Source organism: Paracoccus sediminis, assembly GCF_900188295.1.
GTDB classification, from domain to species: Bacteria; Pseudomonadota; Alphaproteobacteria; order Rhodobacterales; family Rhodobacteraceae; genus Paracoccus; species Paracoccus sediminis.
Genome location: NZ_FZNM01000001.1, coordinates 99,309 through 121,694, shown reverse-complemented (window position 1 = coordinate 121,694; position 22,386 = coordinate 99,309). Strand labels below are relative to the sequence as shown.

The window sequence follows — 22,386 nt, the reverse complement described above, 5'->3', positions numbered from 1 at the left end:
CGTGCTTTCGGAAAGGCGCCTTCGGGCGCCTTTCGCATTCCGGCCGCAGTGGTGCGGGTTGCCGCTTCATCTCCTGACGTTCGCAGGCTAGGATCCGGGCGAACCGCCATCGACGGAGACCTTCATGAGCCAGCGTCTGCACCTTGTCTTCGGGGGCGAACTGACCGACCCGCAGGGAACCGAGTTCCGCGACGCCGACCGGATCCACGTGGTCGGGATCTTTCCGAACTATCAGGCCGCCCATGCCGCCTGGAAGGCCGAGGCGCAGCGGACTGTGGACAGCGCCCACACCCGCTATTTCATCGCCCACCTGCACCGCCTGCATGACGAGGAAACCCCCGCCGGCGCGTCCGATGACCCCAAGGTCAAGGGCTGATCGCCCGGACCCGGATAAACGGCACGGCCATGGGCAAGGGCGGATGGGGTATCGGGCGCCTGGGGCTGTGGATGCAGCTTCGGCGGATGGCGGGGCAGGACAGCCCCCCCGCGCCAGAGATCCCGCAAGGTCCGGGCCCGCTGCTGCTGGTGCATGTCGCGGCCGATGCGCGGCTAGCCTTTGCGCAGGTCCAGCGTCGGCTGATGCGCGCCCGGCCCGATCTGCGCATCCTGGATCCGGGCGATCCCGGCCCCCAGGCCGCCAATGCGCTGATGCGGGCCGATCCAGCCGCGCTGCTGCTGCTGGGGTCCGACCTGCCGCCCGTGCTGATTTCCGCCGCAAGCCGCCACGAGGTGCCGGTGATCCTGGCCGAGGCGCGCTTTGCCCCCGACGATGCGGGCTGGTCGCTGCACGCCCGCCGGCGGCGCGAGCTGCTGCGCCAGGCGCGGGCGATCCTTGTGACCGACCCCGCCAGCCAGGCAATCGCCCTGCGCATGGGCGCGGGCCGCAAGCGCGTCGCCATGACCGGGCCGGTGGCCGAGATTCGCGATCCCCTGCCCTGTTCCGAGGCCGAGCGCAGCATCATGGCGGGGCTGCTGCGCGGCCGTCACGCCTGGCTTGCCGCATCCGTCCCCCCGGACGAGGAGGACGCCGTGCTGGACGCCCATCTGGCCGCCCTGGCGCAGTCCCACCGGGCGCTGCTGTTCCTGGCGCCCCGCGATCCCGACCGCATCGATCCCCTGGCCGCCCGGATCGAATCCGGCGGCCTTGTCGTCGCGCGGCGGTCCCTGGACGAGGATCCGACCGACGATGTTCACGTCATGCTGACCGACGGCCCAACCGAGATGGGGCTGTGGTATCGCCTGGCCCCCGTCACCTATCTGGGCGGCACGCTGTCGGGCGACGATGCGGCGGCCCGTCACCCGTTCGAACCGGCGGCCCTGGGATCGGCCATCGTCCACGGCCCGCGCACCGAACGCTTTGCGACCGAATGGCAACAGCTTGGCGGCGCGGGCGCGGCCCGTCAGGTCGGCAGCCCCGACGAACTGGCGACGGCCATCGCCGAACTGTCCCAGCCCGACCTGATCGCGACGCTGGCCAGCAACGCCTGGACCGTCAGCACAGGCGGCGCAGACGTGACCATGCGGATCTGCGCGCCGGTCCTGGACGCCATCGGAAAGCCCAGGCCATGAACCGCGCGCCCCCTTTCTGGTATCGGCGCCCCCCGGCCCTGGCCGCGCGGCTGCTGTCGCCGTTGGGAATGGCCTATGCCCGCGCCACGGCCCGGCGGCTGGCGAACGGCGCGCGGGCGCGGGTCGGCCTGCCGGTGATCTGCGTGGGCAACCTGAACGCGGGCGGCACCGGCAAGACGCCGACGGTCATCCACCTGCAACAGGAGCTGCAATCGCGGGGCATCGCGGCCCATGTCGTCTCGCGCGGCTATGGCGGCAGCGCCAACGGGCCGCTGCGCGTCGACGAGGCGCGCCATGACGCCACCCTGACCGGGGACGAGCCTTTGCTGATGGCGGCCTTTGGACCGGTCTGGGTTGCCAAGGACCGCCTTGCGGGCGCGCGGGCGGCGGCGGATGCCGGGGCGGGGGCGATCATCCTGGACGACGGCTTTCAGGATCCGGCGCTGGCCCACGACCTGTCGCTGGTCGTGGTCGATGCGGCCAAGGGGTTCGGAAACGGCCTGTGCATCCCCGCCGGGCCGCTGCGCGAACCCGTGGCCGTCGGCCTGGCCCGCGCCGACCTGCTGCTGTCCATCGGTCCGCCGGATTCCCAGGCCCGCCTTGACGTCCCCTTGACAGCGCCGCCCCATCTGCGCGGTCGTCTGGCGCCCTTGCAGACCGGCCTGGATTGGCGCGGCCATCGCATCCTGGCCTTTGCGGGCATCGGCCACCCGGAAAAATTCTTCGCCACCCTGCGCGGTCTGGGCGCCGATCTGGTCCGGGCCGAGGCGCTGGAGGATCACCAGCCCTTCACCCCGGCCCTGCTGTCCCGGCTGGAAACGGAATCGCGGTTGACCGGCGCCCAGCTTGTCACCACGGAAAAGGACGCGGCCCGGATGCCCCGGTCTTTCCGCCCCAAGGTGCTGACCCTGCCGGTGCGGTTGGCGCTGGAGGATCCGGCGCCTCTTGACCACGCGCTGAACCAGCTGTTTCCGCAAGGCTGATCTTTGCAAACGGCGCACCAATCCCGATATAGGACGGGAAAGGCCGGTTCGGCCGCCATGGAAAGGACGGGCATGTCGCGAAAGGCCATCCAAAGGCTCAGCTTCTATCTGCTGGTGCTTGTGACGCTTTATGCCTCGGTCGGGGCGGGCTAGGGCATGGCGCAACGTTTTGGCGGGCGGTTTTCCCCCGATATGCGGCGGCAGGACGGCAACCTGAACCCGGTTCCGGTCGCACCGATCCGGCATCGGCTGGCGGGACGCCCCAAATATGTCACGCTGGCGGCGGTGCCGCTGTTGTTCGGGGCGTTCTTTCAGGATCCGACCGGGATGGCGGGCAACCTTGCGGCCTTCGGCATGATCGCGGGCGCCATGTGGATGACCGGCCAGGGCCTGGCGGCCGAGGCGGCCTATGAGGTGCGGCGCGTCGCGCGCCGCCCGGCCATTCCGCGCAAGCTGTTCGGCGGCGTGCTGGCCGGGCTTGGACTGGGCGTCGGCGTGGCGGAACCGGGCAGCCTGATGGGCGCGGGCGCCGTGGGCGTGACCGGGCTGGTGCTGCACTGGCTGGCCTTCGGGTCCGATCCGATGCGCGACAAGGGCATGGCGGGCACCGACGGCTTCCAGCAGGACCGCGCCCAGAAGATGATCGACGAGGCCGAAACCCACCTGGCCCAGATGCGCGACGCGATCCGCCGCGCGGGCGACCGCTGGCTGGATGCGCGGGTCGACCGTTTCGCCGCCACGGTCGAGGAGCTGTTCGACCGGGTGCGCAGCAATCCCGGCGATCTGTCGGCGGCGCGGCGGTACATGGGGGTCTATCTGGTCGGCGCGCGGGACGCGACGGTCAAGTTCGCCGACCTTTACCGCCAGACCCGGGATCCCGCGACCCGGACATCCTATGAAACCTTCCTGGACGATCTGGAACAGGATTTCAGCGCCAAGTCGCAGCGGTTGCTGGAAGGCGATCGGACCGATCTGGACATCGAAATTTCGGTCCTGCGCGACCGCCTGGCCCGCGAGGGCGTACGGTCCGATGAACCAGGTCGACTGGATGCGCCGCGCACGGAAACGGCGCGCTTTCTGGACGGCCTTCTGACGCCCGGCCGGGACAAGGCGCGCTGACCGGCAATGCCGCGTTTCGCGTTGAAGATCGAATATGACGGGCGCCCCTTTGCCGGATGGCAGGCGCAGGCCGACCATCCGTCGGTGCAAGGCGCAGTCGAATCGGCTTTGGCGCGCCTTGATCGGGGCTTTGCGGCGGGCGCGCGGATCGCGGCGGCGGGGCGGACCGATGCGGGCGTCCATGCGACCGCCCAGGTGGCCCATGGCGATCTGGCGCGCGACTGGGATCCCTTCCGGCTGGCCGAGGCGCTGAACTTTCACCTCAAACCCGCGCCGGTGGCGGTGCTGGCTGCGGCACGGGTGGATGCCCAGTTCCACGCCCGGTTTTCGGCGACCGAACGGCGCTATCTGTTCCGCCTGCTGGCCCGCCGCGCGCCCGCGACCCATGACCGGGGCCTGGTCTGGCAGGTGCCGCATCCCCTGGACGCAGGCGCCATGCGCCGGGCGGCGGCGCATCTGGTCGGGCGGCACGATTTCACCACCTTCCGGTCGGCGATGTGCCAGTCGGCAAGCCCGGTCAAGACGCTGGACGCGATCCGCATCGAGGAGATAGCGGTCCCCCAGGGGCAGGAGTTCCGCTTTCACCTGCGGGCGCGGTCGTTCCTGCACAATCAGGTCCGTTCCATCGTCGGAACGCTGGAACGCGTGGGTGCCGGATCCTGGGCGCCGGAACGGGTTGCCTCGGCCCTGGCCGCGCGCGACCGGGCGCAATGCGGGCCGGTCTGCCCGCCGCATGGACTGTATCTGTGCGGCGTGGACTATCCGCGGGATCCGTTCGGGGGCTAGGCGCGGCCCCTGCGGCGGGGCCGTTCGTCCTTGTATCCCAGCACGATCTTCAGCGTGTTCCACATGATCCACAAATCCAGCCGCAGGTCGCGGTGGCGTTGATAGATCAGGTCGATCTTCAGCTTGGCGGGCAGGCAGCGCCGGTAATAGGCCAGCTCGGTGGCCTCGGCGCTTTTGCAGCGGGCAAGGATGCGGTCCTCGTGCCGATGATAGATCAGCGTTGCCAGCCCGGTCACGCCGGGACGGCTTTTCAGCACCTGCGAATAGATGGCCGGAAAACGTTCCACATATTCGCGCAGGGGCGGACGGGGACCGACAAAGCTCATGTCGCCGCGCAGGATGTTGAACAGTTGCGGCAGTTCGTCGATCCGGGTGCGGCGCAGGACATGGCCCAGCGGCGTGATGCGCCAGTGCTTGTGCGCGCCGGTCGCGCCGGAATCCTCGTCCTCGCCGATCATGGTGCGGAACTTCAGCTGCGTGAAGGATTCGCCCGGCGCGCGCATCCGCTGTGCCTTGTAGAAGACCGGCCGGCCCTGCTGGATCAGCACCAGGCAGGCCACAACCCCCATCAGGATCGACAGCGGCACCAGAAGGATGACCGCCAGGGCGATGTCGAACAGCCGTTTGCGGCGGGGCGACGGCTTGCTGATCTGGTGATAGGCATCGACCACGAACCAGGCTGTTTCCGGCACGGCCAGGCGCGCCGGCCCCGTCTTGTCCCAGTCGTGGTGGATTGTCACGATGCCTGCCCTGCCAACAACTCGTTCTTTTGTGCCCCGGTAGCATATCGACGCTGGCATGGAAACCGGCCCGGCGCCGATCCGCCGAATGACTTGCGCCACCATGGCAAAGGGGCCACTGTCGGCACGGCAGGGGCAAATCAAGGGCGGCGGATGCGGAAATTTCTTGTCATGCTGGACGACAGCCGGGAAAGCCTGAACGCCATGCGCTTTGCCGCCATGCGCGCGTCGAATTCCGGCGGCGCGGTCACGGTGCTGGCGGTGATCCCCCCGAACGAGATCCAGCACGGCTTCGGCGTGGCCGAGGTGATGCGCGCCGAGGCCTATGAACGGATCGAGGCGCATTTCGAGGTGTTCGCTAAATGGATGCGGATGCGCCCCAAGGTGGAACCCGAACTGGTCATCCGCGAGGGCGACCCGGCCGAACAGTTGCTGGCCCATCTGAACGACGACCCCGAGGTGGGCATCGTCGCCATCGGCCTGAATTCCGACAAGTCCGTTCAGAACCCGCTGCTGACGCGGCTGCTGCGCGATGCGGCAACGCTGCCCTGCCCGATCACGCTGGTGCCCGCCGACATTTCCAAGGAACGGCTGGAGGCGATCACCTGACACCCCTTGCGCAACGCTTGACCCACAGGCCCGCCGTCGCCATATCCCATCCAAAGGAGTCCGGCCCATGTTCATCCAGACCGAAACCACCCCGAACCCCGCGACGCTGAAATTCCTGCCCGGCGAAACCGTTCTGGACAGCGGCACGGCGGATTTTCCCGCGGCCGACACGGCGTCCAAATCCCCCCTGGCCAGCCGCATCTTCGCGGTGGGCGGGGTCAGCGGCGTGTTCCTGGGCCGCGACTTCGTGACCGTGACCAAGGCCGACGACCAGCCGTGGGATCATCTCAAGCCGTCGATCCTGGGCGCGATCATGGAACATTTCCAGTCCGGCGCCCCATCGGTCGAAGGCACGGCGGACCAGTCGGGCCATGCCAGCCACGACGGACCCGATTCCGACATCGTGGTCCAGATCAAGGAACTGCTGGACACCCGCGTCCGCCCCGCCGTGGCGCAGGACGGCGGCGACATCACCTTCCACGGCTTCGACCGGGGCGTGGTCTATCTGCACATGCAGGGGGCCTGCGCGGGCTGCCCGTCATCGACCCTGACCCTGAAGATGGGGATCGAGAACCTGCTGCGCCATTACATCCCCGAGGTGGTCGAGGTCCGGCCGGTTGCCTGACCCTCTTGCCCTTGGCTTCGACACATCGGCCGCGCAGTGCGCGGCCGCTTTGCTGCGGGGCGAGACCGTCCTGGCGCAGGCGTCCGAGGACATGTCCAAGGGCCAGACGGAACGCCTGTTCCCGCTGCTGCAATCGCTTCTGTCCGCCGCGGGCCTTGGCTGGCGCGATCTGGACGTGATCGGCACCGGCATCGGGCCGGGCAATTTCACCGGCATCCGCATCGCGGTCGCGGCGGCACGCGGTCTGGCGCTGTCGCTGGACATTCCGGCGGTCGGTGTGACCGCGACCGAGGCCGCCGCCTTCGGCCTGCCCCGCCCCTGCCGGGTCGTGCTGCCGCTGCGCGCCGATCAGATCGTCTGGCAGGATTTCGGCCCCGACCAAAGCCAGCCGCGCCAGGCCACGGCCGGTTCGCTGCCGCCAGGCCCCGCGCCGTCGGCGCCCGTGGTTCCGCCCGCCGTGGCGATTGCGCGCATCGCCCTGTCCCGCCGCGCCGATCCCGGCCCGCGCCCGGCGCCGCTGTACCTGCGCCCTGCCGATGCGGCGCCCGCGCGCGATGCCCCGCCGCTGATCCTGCCATGACACCCGGCCAGCTTGCCGCGCTGCACGCGCGCTGCTTCACCCATCCCCGCCCATGGAACAGCGCCGAATTCGCCAGCCTCCTGGATAGCCCCCATGTCTTTGCTCTGTCCCGGCCGCGCGGCTTCCTGCTGGGCCGCGCCGTCGCGGACCAGGCCGAACTGCTGACCCTGGCCGTTGCGCCCGATGCCCGCCGCCAGGGCATCGGACGCGATCTGGTCGACGACTTTGCCGCCACGTCACGCAGGCGGGGGGCCTTGCGCGCCTTTCTGGAGGTCGCGGCCGACAACATCCCCGCGCAGGCCCTTTATCGTGCGGCAGGCTGGCAACACGCGGGGCGCAGGCGGCGCTATTACGGTGCCGATCTGGACGCCGTCGTGATGGCCCTGCCCCTGCAACCCGGCCAACAAGGCGGTTGACCGCCAAGGGCCGATGCGCCCTAATCGCGCCATCGGCGGGCGGCTTGAATCGCCCGCAACAACAGGATGAGGTTTACTTATGTCCCCCACGAAATCGCTGCTTGCGGGTGTGGCGCTGACGGCCCTGACGGGCGCCGCCGCGCTGGCCGAACCGGCGCTGATCTTCGACCTTGGCGGCAAGTTCGACAAGTCCTTCAACGAGGCCGCCTTCATGGGCGCGCAACGCTGGGCCGAGGAAACCGGCGGCACCTACAAGGAACTGGAGATGCAGTCCGAGGCGCAGCGCGAACAGGCCCTGCGCCGTCTGGCCGAAACCGGCGCCAACCCCATCGTCATGACCGGCTTCGCCTTTGGCGACGTGCTGAACCAGGTGGCCCCCGATTACCCCGACACCAAATTCGCCATCATCGACATGGTTGTGGAACAGCCCAACGTGCAATCGGTCGTCTTCACCGAGGAACAGGGCAGCTATCTGGCCGGGATCATGGCGGCGATGGCGTCGCAGTCGGGCACGGTGGGATTCATCGGCGGCATGGACATTCCGCTGATCCGCAAGTTCGAATGCGGCTTTGCCCAGGGCTTCAAGGCCGCCAAGCCCGACGGCACGGTCCTCATCAACTATACCGGCACGACCCCCGCCGCCTGGAACGATCCGGTCAAGGGCGGCGAGCTGGCCAAGGCGCAGATCAGCCAGGGCGCCGACGTGATCTATGCCGCCGCCGGGGGCACCGGCATCGGCATCCTGCAAGCGGCGGCGGACGGCGGCATCCTGTCGGTCGGCGTGGACAGCAACCAGAACCATCTGCATCCGGGCAAGGTGCTGACATCCATGGTGAAACGCGTGGACAACGCGGTCTATGACGCCTTCACCAACGGCGTGCAGCCGGGCGTCAAGATCATGGACCTCAAGGCCGAAGGTGTGGACGTCGCCATCGACGACAACAACAAGCCGCTGATTACCCCGGACATGCAGGCCGCCGTGGACGACGCGCGGGCCAGGATCGTCTCGGGCGAGACGATGGTTCATGATTATATGACCGACAACACCTGCCCGGTCCAGTGACATGACCCCAGGGGCGCAAACAAGGGGGCGGCCGGCCACGGCCGCCCCTGCGGCCATCGAACTGCGCGGCATTTCCAAGGCCTTCGGCCCCGTGCAGGCCAACCGCGACATCGACCTGCGCGTCGAAAAGGGCACGATCCACGGCATCATCGGCGAAAACGGCGCGGGCAAGTCCACGCTGATGTCGATCCTGTACGGCTTTTACAAACCCGACGCGGGCGAGATCCTGGTGGGTGGCCGGCCCCTGACCATCGCCGACAGCCAGACCGCGATCCGCGCCGGCATCGGCATGGTGTTCCAGCATTTCAAGCTGGTGCAGAACTTCACCGTGCTGGAAAACATCATCCTGGGCGCCGAGGACGGGCGCCTGCTGCGCCCGTCACTGTCCAAGGCGCGCGGCGTGCTGGGGCAACTGGCGCGGGATTACGAACTGAACGTCGATCCCGACGAGACGGTCGAGGATCTGTCGGTCGGCCACCAGCAGCGGGTCGAGATCCTCAAGGCGCTGTACCGCCAGGCCGACATCCTGATCCTGGACGAGCCGACCGGCGTTCTGACCCCGGCCGAGGCCGACCACCTGTTCCGCATCCTGGAAGGCCTGCGGGCCGAGGGCAAGACGATCATCCTGATTACCCACAAGCTGCGCGAGATCATGGAGATCACCGACACCGTGTCGGTGATGCGCCGCGGCGAGATGGTGGCATCGGTCAGCACCGCCGAAACCTCGCCCGAACAGCTGGCCGAACTGATGGTGGGGCGCAAGGTGCTGCTGAACGTGCAAAAGGCCCCGGCCCGGCCCGGCCGGCCGATCCTCGAGGTGCGCGGCCTCCGAATGGTTGACGGGGATGGCGTGGAACGTCTGCGCGGCATCGATCTGGACATCCGCGCGGGCGAAATCTTGGGCATCGCAGGCGTCAGCGGCAACGGCCAGACGCAACTGCTGGAGATCCTGGGCGGATACCCCGAAAAGGGCAGCGCGATATCCGGCGCGATACGAATGAACGGCGCCCCCGTGCCCGTGGCCGGGGCGGCCTGCAATGCCGCGGAACGTCGCCGTCAGGGCATCGGCCATATCCCCGAGGATCGGCAGGTCGAGGGTCTCATCATGGATTTTGCCGCCTGGGAGAACGTGGCCTTCGGATACCACGACGCCCCGGAATACGGTCGCGGCCTGCTGATGGACCGCGACGCGATCCGTCGCGACGCCGAGGCCAAGATCAAACGGTTCGACGTGCGCCCTCCGACCTGCGATCTGGCCGCGCGCAATTTTTCCGGCGGCAACCAGCAAAAGATCGTCGTGGCCCGCGAAATCGAGCGCAATCCCGACCTGCTGCTGATCGGCCAGCCCACGCGCGGCGTGGACATCGGCGCCATCGAGTTCATCCACAGGCGGATCGTGGAATTGCGCGACGCGGGCAAGGCGATCCTGCTGGTTTCCGTCGAACTGGACGAAATCCTGTCGCTGTCGGACCGCATTGCCGTGATGTTCGACGGCCGCATCATGGGCGAACGCTTGCCCGGCGACGCCACCACCGGCGATCTGGGCCTGCTGATGGCGGGCGTCGACGCCGCCGCAAATCCACCGACCCAGGGCCTTTTCCGAGAATCCCGATAATGCCTGCCCGCATGGCCTGCCTTTCGTTTCTTTTGCTGGCTGCAAGTTGCAGCGCCGTTCCCATGCCCCAGATTCCCCGGCTGGACATCTGGCCGGGCGGGGACGCCCCCGACCGCCTGGTGATGGCGGCCGAGGCCCGCGCCCTGACCCGCGCACGCAACCAGGACGGCAGTTGGGCCGTGGCCGATCCCGTCGGGGGGTCCGATTACCGCAACGATTTCGCCGCAAGCTGCGTGACGACCGTCCAGGGCACCGCCTGCGCCGACCAGGCCCCGGTGCAGGTGCCCGCCGGGGCGCAAACCGCGCCCCAGGTGACGGGCCGCGTCGCCATCGCCTTCGCCACCCTGCCCGACGGCAGCCGCTGCACGGGCGAGGCGCGCCAGGGCAAGACGCGGGCCGAGGAGAACCTGCTGGCCGTGCGCGGCTATCCCGGCGCGAACGGCATCGTGCCTCGTGCCCGCACCATGGCGCGCATGGCCGGGAACGGCGATGCGGTCAGTTGGGACCAGATCGCCGATGCCCGCAAGTTTCTGTCGCTGTGCGACGGCATGAAAGGTTGACGATCATGGAGAAGATGCCGAAATGGGCCGATGTTCTGCTGACGCCGCTGATCTCACTGGTGCTGGCCATGGGCATTTCGGCGCTGGTGATCCTGGCCATCGGCGAAAGCCCGGTCGAGGCGCTGGCCACCATGATCGACGGCGCGCTGGGGTCCAGCTATGGCTGGGGATTCACGCTGTATTACGCCACGAACTTCATCTTCACCGGGCTTGCGGTGATGGTCGCCTATCACGCCAGCCTGTTCAACATCGGCGGCGAGGGCCAGGCGGCGATGGGCGGGCTGGGCGTGGCCCTGGTGCTGCTGTCCCTGCCCCTGCCCCACTGGGCGCTTGCCCTGCCCGCCGCCATGATCGGGGCCGCAGCGTTCGGCGCGGCCTGGGCGCTGATCCCGGCCTGGCTTCAGGCAAGGCGCGGCAGCCACATCGTCATCACCACGATCATGTTCAATTTCATCGCCGCCGCCGCGCTGAACTATATCCTGGTGAACCTGCTGCGCCCGGTGGGCAGCATGGATCCGGCATCCGGCCGCTTTCCCGAAACCACGCAGCTGCCCAAGCTGTCGGACATGGCGCTGTCCCTTGGCTTTGAATGGGGCAGGAACACCCCCGTCAACGTCAGCTTTTTCGTGGCCGTGATCGCCTGCGTCCTGGTCTGGCTGCTGATCTGGCGGTCCCGCCTGGGATTCGAGATCCGGGCCTTCGGCAAATCCGAACCGGCCGCGCTGTATGCGGGCATCAACCCGGTCCGCATCACCGTCATCGCCATGCTGATGTCCGGCGGGCTGGCAGGCCTGATGGCCATCAACAGCGTCATGGGCGAGGCCGAGCGTCTGGTCCTGAACGCGGTCGAGGGCGCGGGCTTCATCGGCATCGCGGTGGCGCTGATGGGCCGCAACCACCCGCTGGGCGTGTTCCTGGCGGCGCTGCTGTTCGGGTTTTTGTATCAGGGCGGGGGCGAACTGGCGCTGTGGACCAGCATTCCGCGCGAACTGATTATCGTCATCCAGGCGCTTGTGATCCTGTTCACCGGCGCCCTGGACAACATGGTGCGGGTGCCGCTGGAACGGATTTTCATGGCGATGCGCGGCCGGAGGAAGGCCTGATGGACCTGAACACCATCCTCCAGATTCTCGACAGCGCGGTGCGGCTGATGACGCCCCTGCTGCTGGCCTGCCTGGCCGGGCTGTATTCCGAACGCGCCGGGGTGTTCGACATCGGGCTGGAAGGCAAGATGCTCATGGCCGCGTTCAGCGCCGCCACGGTGGCCGCGCTGACCGGGAACGTCTGGCTGGGCCTTGTCGCGGGGCTGCTGGGGTCGCTGATGCTGTCGGCGGTCCACGGCCTTGCCTCGATCACCTTTCGGGGAAACCAGCTGATCTCGGGCGTGGCCATCAATTTCCTTGCCTCCGGGCTGACGGTGCTGCTGGGCCAGAAGATCTTCGGCCTGGGCGGACGCACCCCCAGCCTGACGCCGGGCGCGGAACTGGACACGCAAACGGCGCCCTTTCGGGGCTGGCTGTCGGGAATCACGGGGCCGGACACGGCGGGCTGGCTGGCTGCTGCCCCGCGCCTGACTGACATCACCCTGCCGCTGGCCGAAACCCTGCGTCCGGTTCCGGTCGTCGGTCCCCTTTATGCTGATGTGATCTCGGGCCATTCGATCCTGGTCTATGTGGCCTTCGCGATGGTGCCGCTGACCTGGTGGATCCTGTATCGCACCCGCTTCGGGCTGCGGTTGCGGGCGGTGGGCGAAAATCCGGCCTCGGTCGATACGGCGGGGGTGTCCGTGACGCGCCTGCGTTTCGCCGCCGTGGCGATCGCCGGGCTGCTCTGCGGGCTGGCGGGGGCTTATCTTGCGACCGGTCTGTCGGCGGGTTTCGTCAAGGAGATGACCGCCGGACGCGGCTTCATCGCCCTGGCTGCGCTGATCTTCGCGAAATGGCGGCCCTGGGGGGCGCTTGGCGCGACCTTCCTGTTCGGCCTGTTGGAGGCCGTCGCCAATCGCTATCCGAACCTGGACCTGGGCATCGTCACGGTGCCGTCGATGTTCATGAGCGCGCTGCCCTATATCCTGACGGTCATCATCCTGGCGGGCTTCGTCGGCCGCGCCATCCCGCCCCGCGCCGGAGGAGAACCCTATGTCAAGGAGCGGTGATCTCGCCCACCTGATCCGCGACCGCGCGGGCGATAGGGCGCCGGACTACGGGTTGATCCTGGGGTCGGGCCTGGGCCACTTGTCGGGCACCGTGGACGGCGTGGCGATCCCCTATGACGACCTGCCGGGCTTTCCCCATGCGGGCGTGTCGGGCCATGTGCCGCAGCTGGTCATCGGCCAGCTGGAAGGCCGCCGCGTTGCCGTGTTCGGCGGCCGGTCCCATTACTATGAATCGGGGCGCGCCGATGCGATGCGGCTGCCGCTGGAAACGCTGGCCGCGCTGGGCTGCGACCGGCTGATCCTGACCAATGCCGCCGGGTCGCTGCGCCCCGACATCCCGCCGGGCGGACTGATGCTGCTGGACGATCACATCGCCTTTGCTGGCACCAATCCCCTGATCGGAGAGCCGACCGACGCCCGCTTCGTTCCCATGACCGACGCCCATGACGCCGCCATGCGGTCGGCCCTGTCGGCTGCCGCGGGGGCTGAGGGCATCGACCTGCCCGGCGGCGTCTATTGCTGGTTCTCCGGCCCAAGTTTTGAAACCCCGGCCGAGATCCGTGCCGCGCGCATCCTGGGCGCCGATGCCGTGGGCATGTCCACCGTGCCCGAAATCATCCTGGCCCGGTTCCTGAACATCCGCTGCGCCGCCATATCCGTCATCACCAACATGGGCGCGGGACTGTCCGACGAGGCGATCAGCCACGATCATACCAAGGCCATGGCCCCGTTGGGCGCCGCGAAACTGGAACGCATCCTGCGCCGCTTCCTGCGCGACGTCTGAGCGTCTTCTTTACCCAAATATCCCCGCCGGAGGCTCCGGCCCGTGCCATGCGAACAACGGTGTCAGGCGAGGCGCGCCAAGGCCGCCTCGACCCGCGCGGACGCCGCATCCAGGTCGCGCAGATCGTCCAGGGGCACGACCGCGCGTTCCCCCGCGGCATAGCGCAGCCGGTGTTTCAGATAGCGCGGATCGTAATGATCGCGCAGCAGCCCCTCGGCCAGTCCCCGCCAGTCGCGGGACGCCGTCAAGGCCTGCCAGCCCGCGATGCGGTCGCCGGGATGCAACGGGGCCAGGGCCGCGAGGATCGCCTCGACCCGCCCCGGATCGTCCACCATGTCGTCATAGCTTGCGGCGGTGAATGCCGCGCGCGCCGCGATCGGCACGTCAAGCCGCAGCCGGGGCGCTGCGCAGATCGCCTGCCACATGGCCTTGGGCACCGTCAGCGCGCCAATGCGGCTGCTTTCGGCCTCGACCACCACCGGGCGGGCGGGATCCAGCCTTTCAAGGGCAATCGCCAGCCGCCCCTCGAACAGCTTCTGGCTGGGCTGTCCCTGGCGGCGCCCGCCGAACAGGCTGCCGCGATGGTTGGCCAGTGCTTCCAGGTCGATCACCTGCCAGCCCCGCGCGGCCAGCCGCGCCAGGATCGCGGTCTTGCCGCTGCCGGTGTTGCCGTCCAGCACGATCACCGGCGCGGACACGGGCCGGTTCTGCACCCGGTCCACCACAAGCGCGCGCCACGCCTTGTAGCCGCCGTCGATCCGCGCCACCCGCCAGCCGATCTGCGACAGGATCGTGGCAAAGCTGCCCGACCGCTGCCCGCCCCGCCAGCAATAGATCAGCCCGCGCCAGCCTCCATCCCGGTCCGCCAAAGCGCCGGCGATGTGGCGCGCGGCATTGGCGGCGACCATGGCGCCGCCGATCTTGCGGGCATCGAAGGGGGATACCTGCCTGTAGATGGTCCCGACGCGCGCCCGTTCGATATCGTCCAGCACCGGCAGGTTGATGGCGCCGGGCAGGTGATCCTCGGCGTATTCCGAAGGCGATCGCACGTCGATGATGTCGTCGAATCCCGCGAACGCGGGATCCGCCACACGGGTCAGCGGCAGCGCCAAGTCAATAGACGTAAACCGGCGTTCCCAGGGGCACCTGATCGAACAGCCCCATCACCGCCTCGTTGCGCATTCGCAGACAGCCGTTCGACACGGCGCGGCCGATCGAATTCGGTTCCGTGGTGCCGTGGATGCGGATCGCGGTGTCCTGGCCCTGGGCGTTATACAGATACAGCGCCCGCGCGCCCAACGGGTTCTGCGGACCGCCCGGCATCCCGTTGGCCCATTTTCCGTACTGGCCGGGGTTGCGCTTCATCATGTCGGGCGTCGGGGTCCAGCTGGGCCATTCGACTTTGCGGCCGATGGTGGCGCGGCCTTTCCAGACCAGCTCCGCCGTGCCCACGGCGACGCCGTAACGAACCGCCCGGCCCGGCGCGATGACGTGATACAGGAAAAAGTCCTTGCTGACCACGACGATGCTGCCCACCTCGAAATCGTTGCGGATGGCGACCTCGGTCGGGGCATAGGGATCGCGGGCGGCATCCTGCGCGAAAGCCAGCGAGGGGGCGAAATAGGCGGCGGCCAGTATCGGCACTGCCAGCGACATCATCTCACGGCGATTCATGGCAATCCTGTCAATCTCGTGTTCTTCTGCTCTGGCCTTCCCATAACGGAGAAAGGCCCCCCATGGCAACTCACGACGCTGTTTGCGCGGCGCTGGCCCTTGACGCCACGGCGGTCTGGCCACATCTGACGGATATGGTTCCCGTTCAGCCTCCCTGCTGCCAGACCCGGCGCCGCCCCCCGCGGCGGCCCGCCCATCTGTGCCGCGGACGCGGGGATCGCGCCTGCCGCTGTCACCGGGATGCGCGCCCGGTGGTGGCCCGTCCCCGTCACGCCCCGCGCACCGACCCCCGCGCCCTGATCGCCGCCCTGTTTCCCCGGCAGGCGCCGACGCGCCCCCAGGCGCCGCCCCGTTTCCTGACCTTCGTTGCACCCTTTCGCATGAATGCAGGAAACCGCCATGACCGTACACTCCACTGACCTGCCCCTTGGGGGCGACCACCCGAACCTAACTGTCACCCAGCTTGCCATCGAAGGGATGAGCTGCGCGGCCTGTTCCAGCCGCATCACGCGGGCGCTGTCCGTCCGTCCCGACGTGGCCGAGGCTTCGGTCAACCTGATGGCCGGAACCGCCCAGGTGCGCCACGGACCCGATCTGTCCCCGGACGACCTTGCCGGGATCGTCACGAAGCTGGGCTATCCCGCCGCCGCCGTACGCCCCGACACGGTCCCGGAGCCACGGCATGACGATGCCCTGTCCCAGAAACGCGCCTTCCTGACCGCCTTGGCCCTGACACTGCCGGTTTTTGTGGCGGAAATGGGTGGCCACCTGTTCCCCGGCTTTCATCACTGGCTGCTGGGCCTGTTCGGCGCCGGGCCGATTCTGTGGATGCAGATGATCCTGACCGCGCTTATCCTGGCCGGGCCGGGGCGGGGGTTCTTTGCGTCCGGCATTCCCGCCCTTCTGCGCGGCGGCCCCGAGATGAACAGCCTCGTGGCGCTTGGGTCCGGGGCGGCGTTCCTGTTTTCGGCGGTCGTGGTGCTGCTGCCCGACCTGATCCCGCCCGGATCTCGCCAGGTTTATTTCGAAGCGGCGGCAGTCATCGTCACCCTGATTCTGATGGGGCGCTGGCTCGAGGCGCGCGCCAAGGGCCAGGCCGGCGCCGCGATCCGCGCGCTGATCGAACTGGCGCCCGACCAGGCCACCGTCCTGCGCGACGGCAAGCCCGCGCGCCTGGCCGTGGCCGACCTGGCGCCGGGCGATCTGGTGCTGCTGGCGCCGGGCGAACGCGTCGCCCTTGATGGAATCGTCACCGAAGGCCAGGGCCATATCGACGAATCCATGCTGACCGGAGAGCCGGTCCCCGCCGCCAAATCGCCCGGCGATCCGGTCACGGGGGGGACGGTGAACGGAACGGCCGCGCTGACCTATCGCGTGACGGCGACGGGGGCTGACACCACCTTGTCGCGGATCGTGCGGATGGTCGAAGGGGCCCAGAACGCCCGTCTGCCGGTGCAGGATGTGGTGGACCGCATCACCCGCGTCTTCGTCCCCGTGGTGATCGGGCTTGCCGTGCTGACATTCCTGCTGTGGCTGGCCTTTGGCCCGGATCTGGCCCATGCGGTCGTGGCGGCGGTCGCGGTGCTGATTATCGCCTGCCCCTGCGCGATGGGCCTGGCTGTGCCGGTGTCGATCATGGTCGGCGCCGGGCGCGGCGCGCAGATGGGCGTCCTGTTCCGCCGGGGCGAGGCGTTGCAGCGCCTGTCGAACGCCCGGCTGATCGGCTTTGACAAGACGGGCACGCTGACCCAGGGCCATCCCGCCCTGCTGGCGATCCACACCGACGGCATCACCGAGCGGGACGCCCTGCGCCTTGCGGCCGGGGCCGAGGCCCGGTCCGAACATCCGCTTGGCGCGGCCATCGTCGCGGGCGCCGCCGAACAGGGGGTGGACCTGCCCCCGGCGACCGAGGTGCAGGCCACCGCAGGACGCGGGCTGTCCGGGGTGGTCGATGGGCGCCGGTTGCTGATCGGCAACCTCGCCGCGCTGACCGAATCCGGCATCCCGCCGTCGCCCGCGCTGCGCGATGTGGCGGACAGAGCGGCGGGCCGGGGGGAAACGCCGGTCCATCTTGCCGTGGACGGCCGCCATGCCGCAACCTTTGCCCTGGCGGATCCGATCCGCCCCGAGGCGGCCGACACGGTCGCGGCCCTGCACCGCATGGGGCTGCGGACGGCCTTGCTGTCGGGCGACGTTGCGGCCGCGGCGCAGGCGGTGGGTCGGCACCTGGGCATCGACGACATGCAGGGCGGCCTGCTGCCCGGCGACAAGCTGGCGGCCATCAAAGGAATGGGCGCGGGATCGGTTTTCGTGGGCGACGGCATCAACGACGCCCCGGCCCTTGCCGCAGCCGAAACCGGCATCGCCATCGGCACGGGCACCAGCATCGCCATCGAATCGGCCGATCTGGTGCTGATGTCAGGCGACCTGTCGGGGGTGGTCCGCGCCATCCGGCTGTCGCGGGCGGTGATGCGCAACATCCGGCAGAACCTGTTCTGGGCCTTTGCCTATAACGCCGCGCTGATTCCGGTCGCCATGGGCGTTCTGGTGCCTTTTGGCGGACCGCAGCTGTCGCCGATGCTGGGGGCCGGGGCCATGGCGCTGTCGTCGGTGTCCGTCGTGGGCAACGCCCTGCGGCTGCGGGCGATGCGCTGATGGCGCGCGGGGTTGCCGCCCGTCCAGGATCCGGGGCGATCCTGCGGCGGGCAGCCGCCGCGATCCGTCCTGGCGATACCCGGCACGGCCCCGCGCGGACATACGAAAGCCCCGCCGCGGGAACGACGAGGCTGCATGGCAAAGCCGGTGCTGGATCAGGCCTGAACGTCCGCCTTGGACAGTTCGCGCTTGATCTTCAGCGCGCGGTCCGACAGGTCCGCGTCGTTCGCCTTGGACAGGAACGCATCCAGGCCGCCGCGATGATCGACCGACCGCAGCGCCGCCGCCGAGATGCGCAGCGAATAGCCGCGGTTCAGCTTTTCCGACAGCAGCGTGACCTCGTTCAGGTTCGGCAGGAACCGGCGACGGGTCTTGTTGTTGGCGTGGCTGACATTGTTGCCGGACATCGGGCCTTTGCCGGTCAGTTCGCAGACGCGCGACATGGTGCTGATCCTTCGTCTTTGCTATGCGGGCGGTCCCGGCAAAGGGTTCCGGCCCAATGTGAAAAGGCGCCGCGAGGCAGCGCCCGGAATTCCGTTTGCGCGTCCCTAATGGAACCCGGAACCCCCGTCAACCCGGAATCAGGCATAGCCCCGTTCGATGGCGATCAGCCGTTCCTTGCGCCACAGCCCGCCCGCATAGCCGGTCAGGGTGCCGTCCGCGCCGATCACCCGATGACACGGCACCACCAGGGCAATGCGGTTCGTGGCATTGGCGCGGGCCACGGCGCGGGTCGCCGCGGGACGGCCGATGGCATGGGCAAGCTGGGCATAGCTGCGTGTCTGCCCGGCCGGGATCGTTTGCAGGGCTTGCCAGACCTGATGCTGGAACGGCGTGCCGTGCAGCCTTACCGGCACCTGCAACAGCGGCGCGTTTCCCGCGAAATAGGCGGCAAGCCGCGTCTCGGTCAGGTCATGGACCGGCGTGCGGCCCAAGCCCACCCGTCCGCCCACATGCGCGGACAGGCGGCGCAGCCCGTCGGGCAGGGCCTTGCGGTCGATGAATTCCAGCAGGTGCAGCGCCTGGTCGTCGGCAATGGCGATCATGCCGCCCAGCGGGGTGTCGATCCAGTCGGCCCGCAGGTCGGATCCCTGCCGCATCCGATGCGGGGGATGCCCGAACAGCCGGGCGAAGGCCCCCCGGAACCCCGAGGCCGAATCGAATCCCGCATCCAGTTGCGCCTCGATCATCGGCGATCCTTTCGTCAGGCTGGCCACGGCCCCGCGCAACCGGGCCGCGCGGGCCATGTCCAGGAAGCTTTGGCCGAAATGCCGCTGGAAGGCGCGGCGCACGGTCGAGGGATCATGGCCCAGCGCCAGCAGGTCGGATTCCGACCAGCGGTGATCCGGGCGTTCGTCCAGCCGGGCCAGCAGGTCGCGCACCAGGGGATCACCGTCCGCCGTGGCGCCAAGCGGGTGGCAGCGGCGGCAGGGGCGAAAGCCCGCCGCCCGCGCCGCATCCGCTGACGCGAACCAGCGGCAGTTCCGGGCCAGCGGCTTGCGCGCCGGACAGGTCAGGCGGCAGAAGATGCCGGTGGTCGTGACGCCGACCAGGGCGCGGCCTTCCCAGGCGGGATCGCGCGCCAGCAGGGCAGCGTAAAGGATATCGTCGTCGGGCAGATCCAGCATGGCACTCACCTTCTTCATGCCACGACCCTAACCGATTCGCCTGCCTCATGGGCCGCGAAATCGGGCGTTTATTTCTGCCGGGACAGCCAGTCCAGCATGTCGCGCGCGGCCTCGGCCGGGGGGGTGGAGCCATTCGCCACGGCCGTTCCCAGCCGGGCCAGCCGGCCGCGGGCGGCGGGCGTGTCCAGCCGCGCCAGCAAGCCTGCGCGCACATCGGCCAGAAACCACTGCCGCGCCTGTTCCGCGCGGTTGGCCGCGAAATGCCCCCCGTGGCGCCGCCAGTCGGCCAGTGCCTGCATCTGACCCCAGGCCCCGGCCAGCCCGTCCCCCGTGACGGCGGACACCGGCAGCGCCTTGGGAAAGCCGTCGGGATCCTGCGGGCGCTTGCGCAGCAGCCGCAATGCGCCCGCGTAGTCGGCGACCGTGCGGCGGGCGGTGCCCAGCAGGTCGCCGTCCGCCTTGTTGACCAGGATCAGGTCGGCCATTTCCATGATGCCGCGCTTGACGCCCTGCAATTCGTCGCCCCCCGCCGGGGCGAGCAGCAGCACGAACAGGTCGCACATCTCGGCTACGATCGTCTCGGACTGGCCGACGCCCACGGTTTCGATCAGCACCACGTCGAAGCCCGCGGCCTCGCACAGCCGGATCGCCTCGCGCGTGCGCCGCGCCACGCCGCCAAGCTGGGCGCTGGACGGCGTGGGGCGGATGAAGGCCAGGGGGTTGCGGGCCAGCGTTTCCATCCGCGTCTTGTCGCCCAGGATCGACCCGCCCGACCGCGCGGACGAGGGATCCACCGCCAGAACCGCCACGCGCAGGCCCTGGTCGGTCAGCATCGTCCCGAACGCCTCGATGAAGGTGGACTTTCCGACGCCGGGGGTGCCGGACAGCCCGATCCGCAGCGCCTGCCGGTCCGGCAGATCCGCCAGCAGGGCCACGGCGCGGGCGCGGTGATCGGACCGGGTCGATTCGATCAGGGTGATCGCCCGCGACAGGGCGCGGCGGTTTCCTGCGGTCAACGGTTCCAGAAGCTCGTCCATGACCGCAGGGATAGGGGGCCGGACGGCGATTGCCAAGCCGCCGCCGGGGCCGGATGATCGCGCCATGATTCGCGCCCTTGCCGCCCTTGTCCTGGCCCTGACCGTTCTGCCCGCCAGTGCGGGACCGCTGCGGCTGCTGATGGTGGAAAAGAACGGCTGCGTCTATTGCGTCGCCTGGAACCGCAACATCGGGCCGGGCTATGGCGCATCCGAACAGGGACAGGCCGCGCCGTTGCAGCGGGTGGACATCTATGGCCCCTGGCCCGACGGGCTGGTCCTTGCGCGGCGGCCCTTCGTCACGCCGACCTTCATCCTGCTGGACAGCGGAACCGAAATCGGGCGCCTGGAAGGCCACATGACGGCCCGGCAATTCTATCCCGCCCTGTCCGCGTTGCTGGACCAGGCCCACTAAGCGGGCTTTCCGATGGCCTGCGCATCGGCTAGTCAACGGCCAGTGCTTTCAGACGACGGTGACGACCATGCATGACATTCGTGCCATCCGGGAAAACCCCGCAGCCTTCGATGCCGCCTTGTCGCGGCGCGGGCTTGCGCCGATGTCGGACCGCATCCTGTCGCTGGACGCCGACCGCCGCGCCCGGATCGTCGCGGCCGAGACCGCGCAAGCCGACCAGAACCGCGCCAGCAAGGACGTGGGCGCCGCCAAGGCCCGTGGCGACGATGCGGAATTCGACCGCCTGCGCGCCCTGGTGGCCGAAAAGAAATCCGATGTGACCAAGTTGCAGGCCGAGGCGTCCTTGCTGGACGGCCGGTTGCGCGACCTGCTGATGGAGATTCCGAACCTGCCGCTGGACAGCGTTCCGGACGGCCGGGATGAGGCCGACAACGTCGAGCTGCGCCGCCACGGCAGCCCGCGCAACTTCGACTTTGATCCCGTCGAGCATTTCGAGATCGCGGGCGTCCGCCCCGGCATGGATTTCGAAACCGCCGCGAAACTGTCGGGCAGCCGCTTTGTCGTGCTGAAGGGCGGCGTGGCCCGCCTGCACCGCGCCTTGGCGCAGTTCATGCTGGATCTGCATGTGACGACACACGGCCTTCAGGAAACCTGGACCCCGGTTCTGGTGCTGGAAGACATGATGGTCGGCACCGGGCAATTGCCGAAATTCGGCGAGGACAGCTATCGGACCCGCGAAGGCTACTGGCTGATCCCCACGTCCGAGGTGACGCTGACCAACACCGTCCACGGCGATCTGGTCGATCACGCCAGCCTGCCCCGCCGCATGGTCGCCCACAGCCAATGCTTCCGGTCCGAGGCCGGCAGCGCGGGCCGCGACACCACCGGGATGCTGCGCCAGCACCAGTTCGAAAAGGTCGAGATGGTGTCGATCACCGACGCCGACACCGGCCTGGCCGAACACGACCGCATGACCCGCTGCGCCGAGGCGGTGCTGGAGGCCCTGGACCTGCCCTATCGCACGATCGTCCTGTGCACGGGCGACATGGGGTTCGGCGCGCGCATCACCCATGACATCGAGGTCTGGCTGCCGGGCCAGAACCGCTATCGGGAAATCAGCAGCGTCAGTTACTGCGGCGATTTCCAGGCGCGGCGGATGAACGCGCGATACAGGTCTAGCGTCACCGGCAAGCCAGAATTCGTCCATACATTGAACGGATCGGGCCTGGCCGTGGGGCGCGCGCTGATCGCGGTTCTGGAAAACGGCCAGCAGGCGGATGGGTCGGTGGCCCTGCCCGCCGCGCTGCATCCCTATCTGGGCGGGGCGGCGATGCTGGGGGCGGACGGCAGGCTGGCCTGACCCGCGCCCCCCAAAA

At 68.9% G+C, this 22,386-nt stretch carries 24 protein-coding genes; 18 read left to right on the top strand and 6 right to left on the bottom strand.

Features of this window, described 5'->3' with window-relative positions:
* Positions 1-124: 124 nt before the first annotated feature.
* The 5 genes from CHB77_RS00660 (at position 125) to truA (ending at position 4,457) form a co-directional block, all read left to right on the top strand.
* The gene (locus CHB77_RS00660; protein ID WP_089386255.1) at positions 125-376 is read left to right on the top strand and encodes a DUF4170 domain-containing protein; all 252 of its coding nucleotides are present in this window, start codon (positions 125-127) and stop codon (positions 374-376) included.
* Between the two features lie 29 nt (positions 377-405).
* Entirely contained in the window at positions 406-1,569 is a 1,164-nt protein-coding gene (locus CHB77_RS00655) for a 3-deoxy-D-manno-octulosonic acid transferase (protein WP_089386254.1), read from the top strand.
* Complete coding sequence (gene lpxK / locus CHB77_RS00650) at positions 1,566-2,552, top strand: tetraacyldisaccharide 4'-kinase (RefSeq protein WP_089386253.1); 987 nt, start codon at positions 1,566-1,568, stop codon at positions 2,550-2,552. The genes CHB77_RS00655 and lpxK overlap by 4 nt, the downstream gene beginning before the upstream one ends.
* 156 nt (positions 2,553-2,708) lie before the next feature.
* Positions 2,709-3,671, top strand: coding sequence for a 5-bromo-4-chloroindolyl phosphate hydrolysis family protein (locus CHB77_RS00645; RefSeq protein WP_089386252.1), 963 nt, complete (start codon positions 2,709-2,711; stop codon positions 3,669-3,671).
* A 6-nt stretch (positions 3,672-3,677) separates the two neighbouring features.
* Positions 3,678-4,457 carry a tRNA pseudouridine(38-40) synthase TruA gene (truA, locus tag CHB77_RS00640; RefSeq protein ID WP_089386251.1) on the top strand — a complete coding sequence of 260 codons (780 nt, stop codon included), beginning with the start codon at positions 3,678-3,680 and terminating at the stop codon, positions 4,455-4,457.
* Here the strand turns inward: truA and CHB77_RS00635 are convergent.
* Positions 4,454-5,197: a sugar transferase gene (locus tag CHB77_RS00635; protein ID WP_423212864.1), complete on the bottom strand. Its 744-nt coding sequence runs from the start codon at positions 5,195-5,197 to the stop codon at positions 4,454-4,456. The genes truA and CHB77_RS00635 overlap by 4 nt on opposite strands.
* A 153-nt stretch (positions 5,198-5,350) precedes the next feature.
* Between CHB77_RS00635 and CHB77_RS00630 the strand changes: the two genes are divergently transcribed.
* The 10 genes from CHB77_RS00630 (at position 5,351) to CHB77_RS00585 (ending at position 13,604) form a co-directional block, all read left to right on the top strand.
* Positions 5,351-5,806 (top strand): universal stress protein, encoded by a 456-nt coding sequence (locus CHB77_RS00630; RefSeq protein WP_089386250.1) that lies wholly within the window; start codon positions 5,351-5,353, stop codon positions 5,804-5,806.
* Positions 5,807-5,873: 67 nt separating this feature from the next.
* Positions 5,874-6,431, top strand: a complete 558-nt coding sequence (locus CHB77_RS00625; protein ID WP_089386249.1) for a NifU family protein — start codon at positions 5,874-5,876, stop codon at positions 6,429-6,431.
* Positions 6,424-7,011 (top strand): tRNA (adenosine(37)-N6)-threonylcarbamoyltransferase complex dimerization subunit type 1 TsaB, encoded by a 588-nt coding sequence (tsaB, locus tag CHB77_RS00620; protein ID WP_089386248.1) that lies wholly within the window; start codon positions 6,424-6,426, stop codon positions 7,009-7,011. The genes CHB77_RS00625 and tsaB overlap by 8 nt, the downstream gene beginning before the upstream one ends.
* Entirely contained in the window at positions 7,008-7,427 is a 420-nt protein-coding gene (locus CHB77_RS00615) for a GNAT family N-acetyltransferase (RefSeq protein WP_089386247.1), read from the top strand. Before tsaB ends, CHB77_RS00615 begins: the two co-directional genes overlap by 4 nt.
* A gap of 79 nt (positions 7,428-7,506) precedes the next feature.
* Positions 7,507-8,490, top strand: a complete 984-nt coding sequence (locus CHB77_RS00610; protein WP_089386246.1) for a BMP family lipoprotein — start codon at positions 7,507-7,509, stop codon at positions 8,488-8,490.
* A 1-nt stretch (position 8,491) separates the two neighbouring features.
* Positions 8,492-10,105, top strand: coding sequence for an ABC transporter ATP-binding protein (locus tag CHB77_RS00605; RefSeq protein WP_089386245.1), 1,614 nt, complete (start codon positions 8,492-8,494; stop codon positions 10,103-10,105).
* A gap of 62 nt (positions 10,106-10,167) precedes the next feature.
* Positions 10,168-10,665: a hypothetical protein gene (locus CHB77_RS00600; protein WP_131023294.1), complete on the top strand. Its 498-nt coding sequence runs from the start codon at positions 10,168-10,170 to the stop codon at positions 10,663-10,665.
* A gap of 5 nt (positions 10,666-10,670) precedes the next feature.
* Positions 10,671-11,768 (top strand): ABC transporter permease, encoded by a 1,098-nt coding sequence (locus CHB77_RS00595; RefSeq protein ID WP_089386243.1) that lies wholly within the window; start codon positions 10,671-10,673, stop codon positions 11,766-11,768.
* Entirely contained in the window at positions 11,768-12,820 is a 1,053-nt protein-coding gene (locus CHB77_RS00590) for an ABC transporter permease (RefSeq protein WP_089386242.1), read from the top strand. The genes CHB77_RS00595 and CHB77_RS00590 overlap by 1 nt, the downstream gene beginning before the upstream one ends.
* A complete protein-coding gene (locus CHB77_RS00585) occupies positions 12,804-13,604 on the top strand; it encodes a purine-nucleoside phosphorylase (RefSeq protein WP_089386241.1) in 801 nt (266 codons plus the stop codon). The genes CHB77_RS00590 and CHB77_RS00585 overlap by 17 nt, the downstream gene beginning before the upstream one ends.
* Positions 13,605-13,666: 62 nt before the next feature.
* Here the strand turns inward: CHB77_RS00585 and mnmH are convergent, their stop codons facing one another.
* Together mnmH and CHB77_RS00575 are read right to left on the bottom strand one after the other, a co-directional pair.
* Positions 13,667-14,716 carry a tRNA 2-selenouridine(34) synthase MnmH gene (gene mnmH / locus CHB77_RS00580; RefSeq protein WP_089386240.1) on the bottom strand — a complete coding sequence of 350 codons (1,050 nt, stop codon included), beginning with the start codon at positions 14,714-14,716 and terminating at the stop codon, positions 13,667-13,669.
* 1 nt (position 14,717) lies between these two features.
* Positions 14,718-15,278, bottom strand: a complete 561-nt coding sequence (locus tag CHB77_RS00575; protein WP_089386239.1) for a L,D-transpeptidase — start codon at positions 15,276-15,278, stop codon at positions 14,718-14,720.
* A gap of 399 nt (positions 15,279-15,677) precedes the next feature.
* Here CHB77_RS00575 and CHB77_RS00570 point away from each other — a divergent pair, with 399 nt between their 5' ends.
* A complete protein-coding gene (locus CHB77_RS00570) occupies positions 15,678-17,933 on the top strand; it encodes a heavy metal translocating P-type ATPase (protein WP_089386684.1) in 2,256 nt (751 codons plus the stop codon).
* A gap of 155 nt (positions 17,934-18,088) precedes the next feature.
* Here CHB77_RS00570 and rpmB read toward each other — a convergent pair whose 3' ends face one another.
* From rpmB to meaB, 3 genes are all read right to left on the bottom strand, one after another.
* Positions 18,089-18,376, bottom strand: coding sequence for a 50S ribosomal protein L28 (rpmB, locus tag CHB77_RS00565; protein ID WP_089386238.1), 288 nt, complete (start codon positions 18,374-18,376; stop codon positions 18,089-18,091).
* A gap of 138 nt (positions 18,377-18,514) precedes the next feature.
* The gene (locus CHB77_RS00560) at positions 18,515-19,579 is read right to left on the bottom strand and encodes a bifunctional transcriptional activator/DNA repair enzyme AdaA (protein WP_242626500.1); all 1,065 of its coding nucleotides are present in this window, start codon (positions 19,577-19,579) and stop codon (positions 18,515-18,517) included.
* Positions 19,580-19,629: 50 nt separating this feature from the next.
* Positions 19,630-20,598, bottom strand: coding sequence for a methylmalonyl Co-A mutase-associated GTPase MeaB (gene meaB, locus CHB77_RS00555; protein WP_089386683.1), 969 nt, complete (start codon positions 20,596-20,598; stop codon positions 19,630-19,632).
* Between the two features lie 64 nt (positions 20,599-20,662).
* Between meaB and CHB77_RS00550 the strand changes: the two genes are divergently transcribed.
* Positions 20,663-21,010: a thioredoxin domain-containing protein gene (locus CHB77_RS00550; protein WP_089386236.1), complete on the top strand. Its 348-nt coding sequence runs from the start codon at positions 20,663-20,665 to the stop codon at positions 21,008-21,010.
* A gap of 67 nt (positions 21,011-21,077) precedes the next feature.
* Positions 21,078-22,370, top strand: coding sequence for a serine--tRNA ligase (serS, locus tag CHB77_RS00545; RefSeq protein ID WP_089386235.1), 1,293 nt, complete (start codon positions 21,078-21,080; stop codon positions 22,368-22,370).
* Positions 22,371-22,386 lie beyond the last annotated feature (16 nt).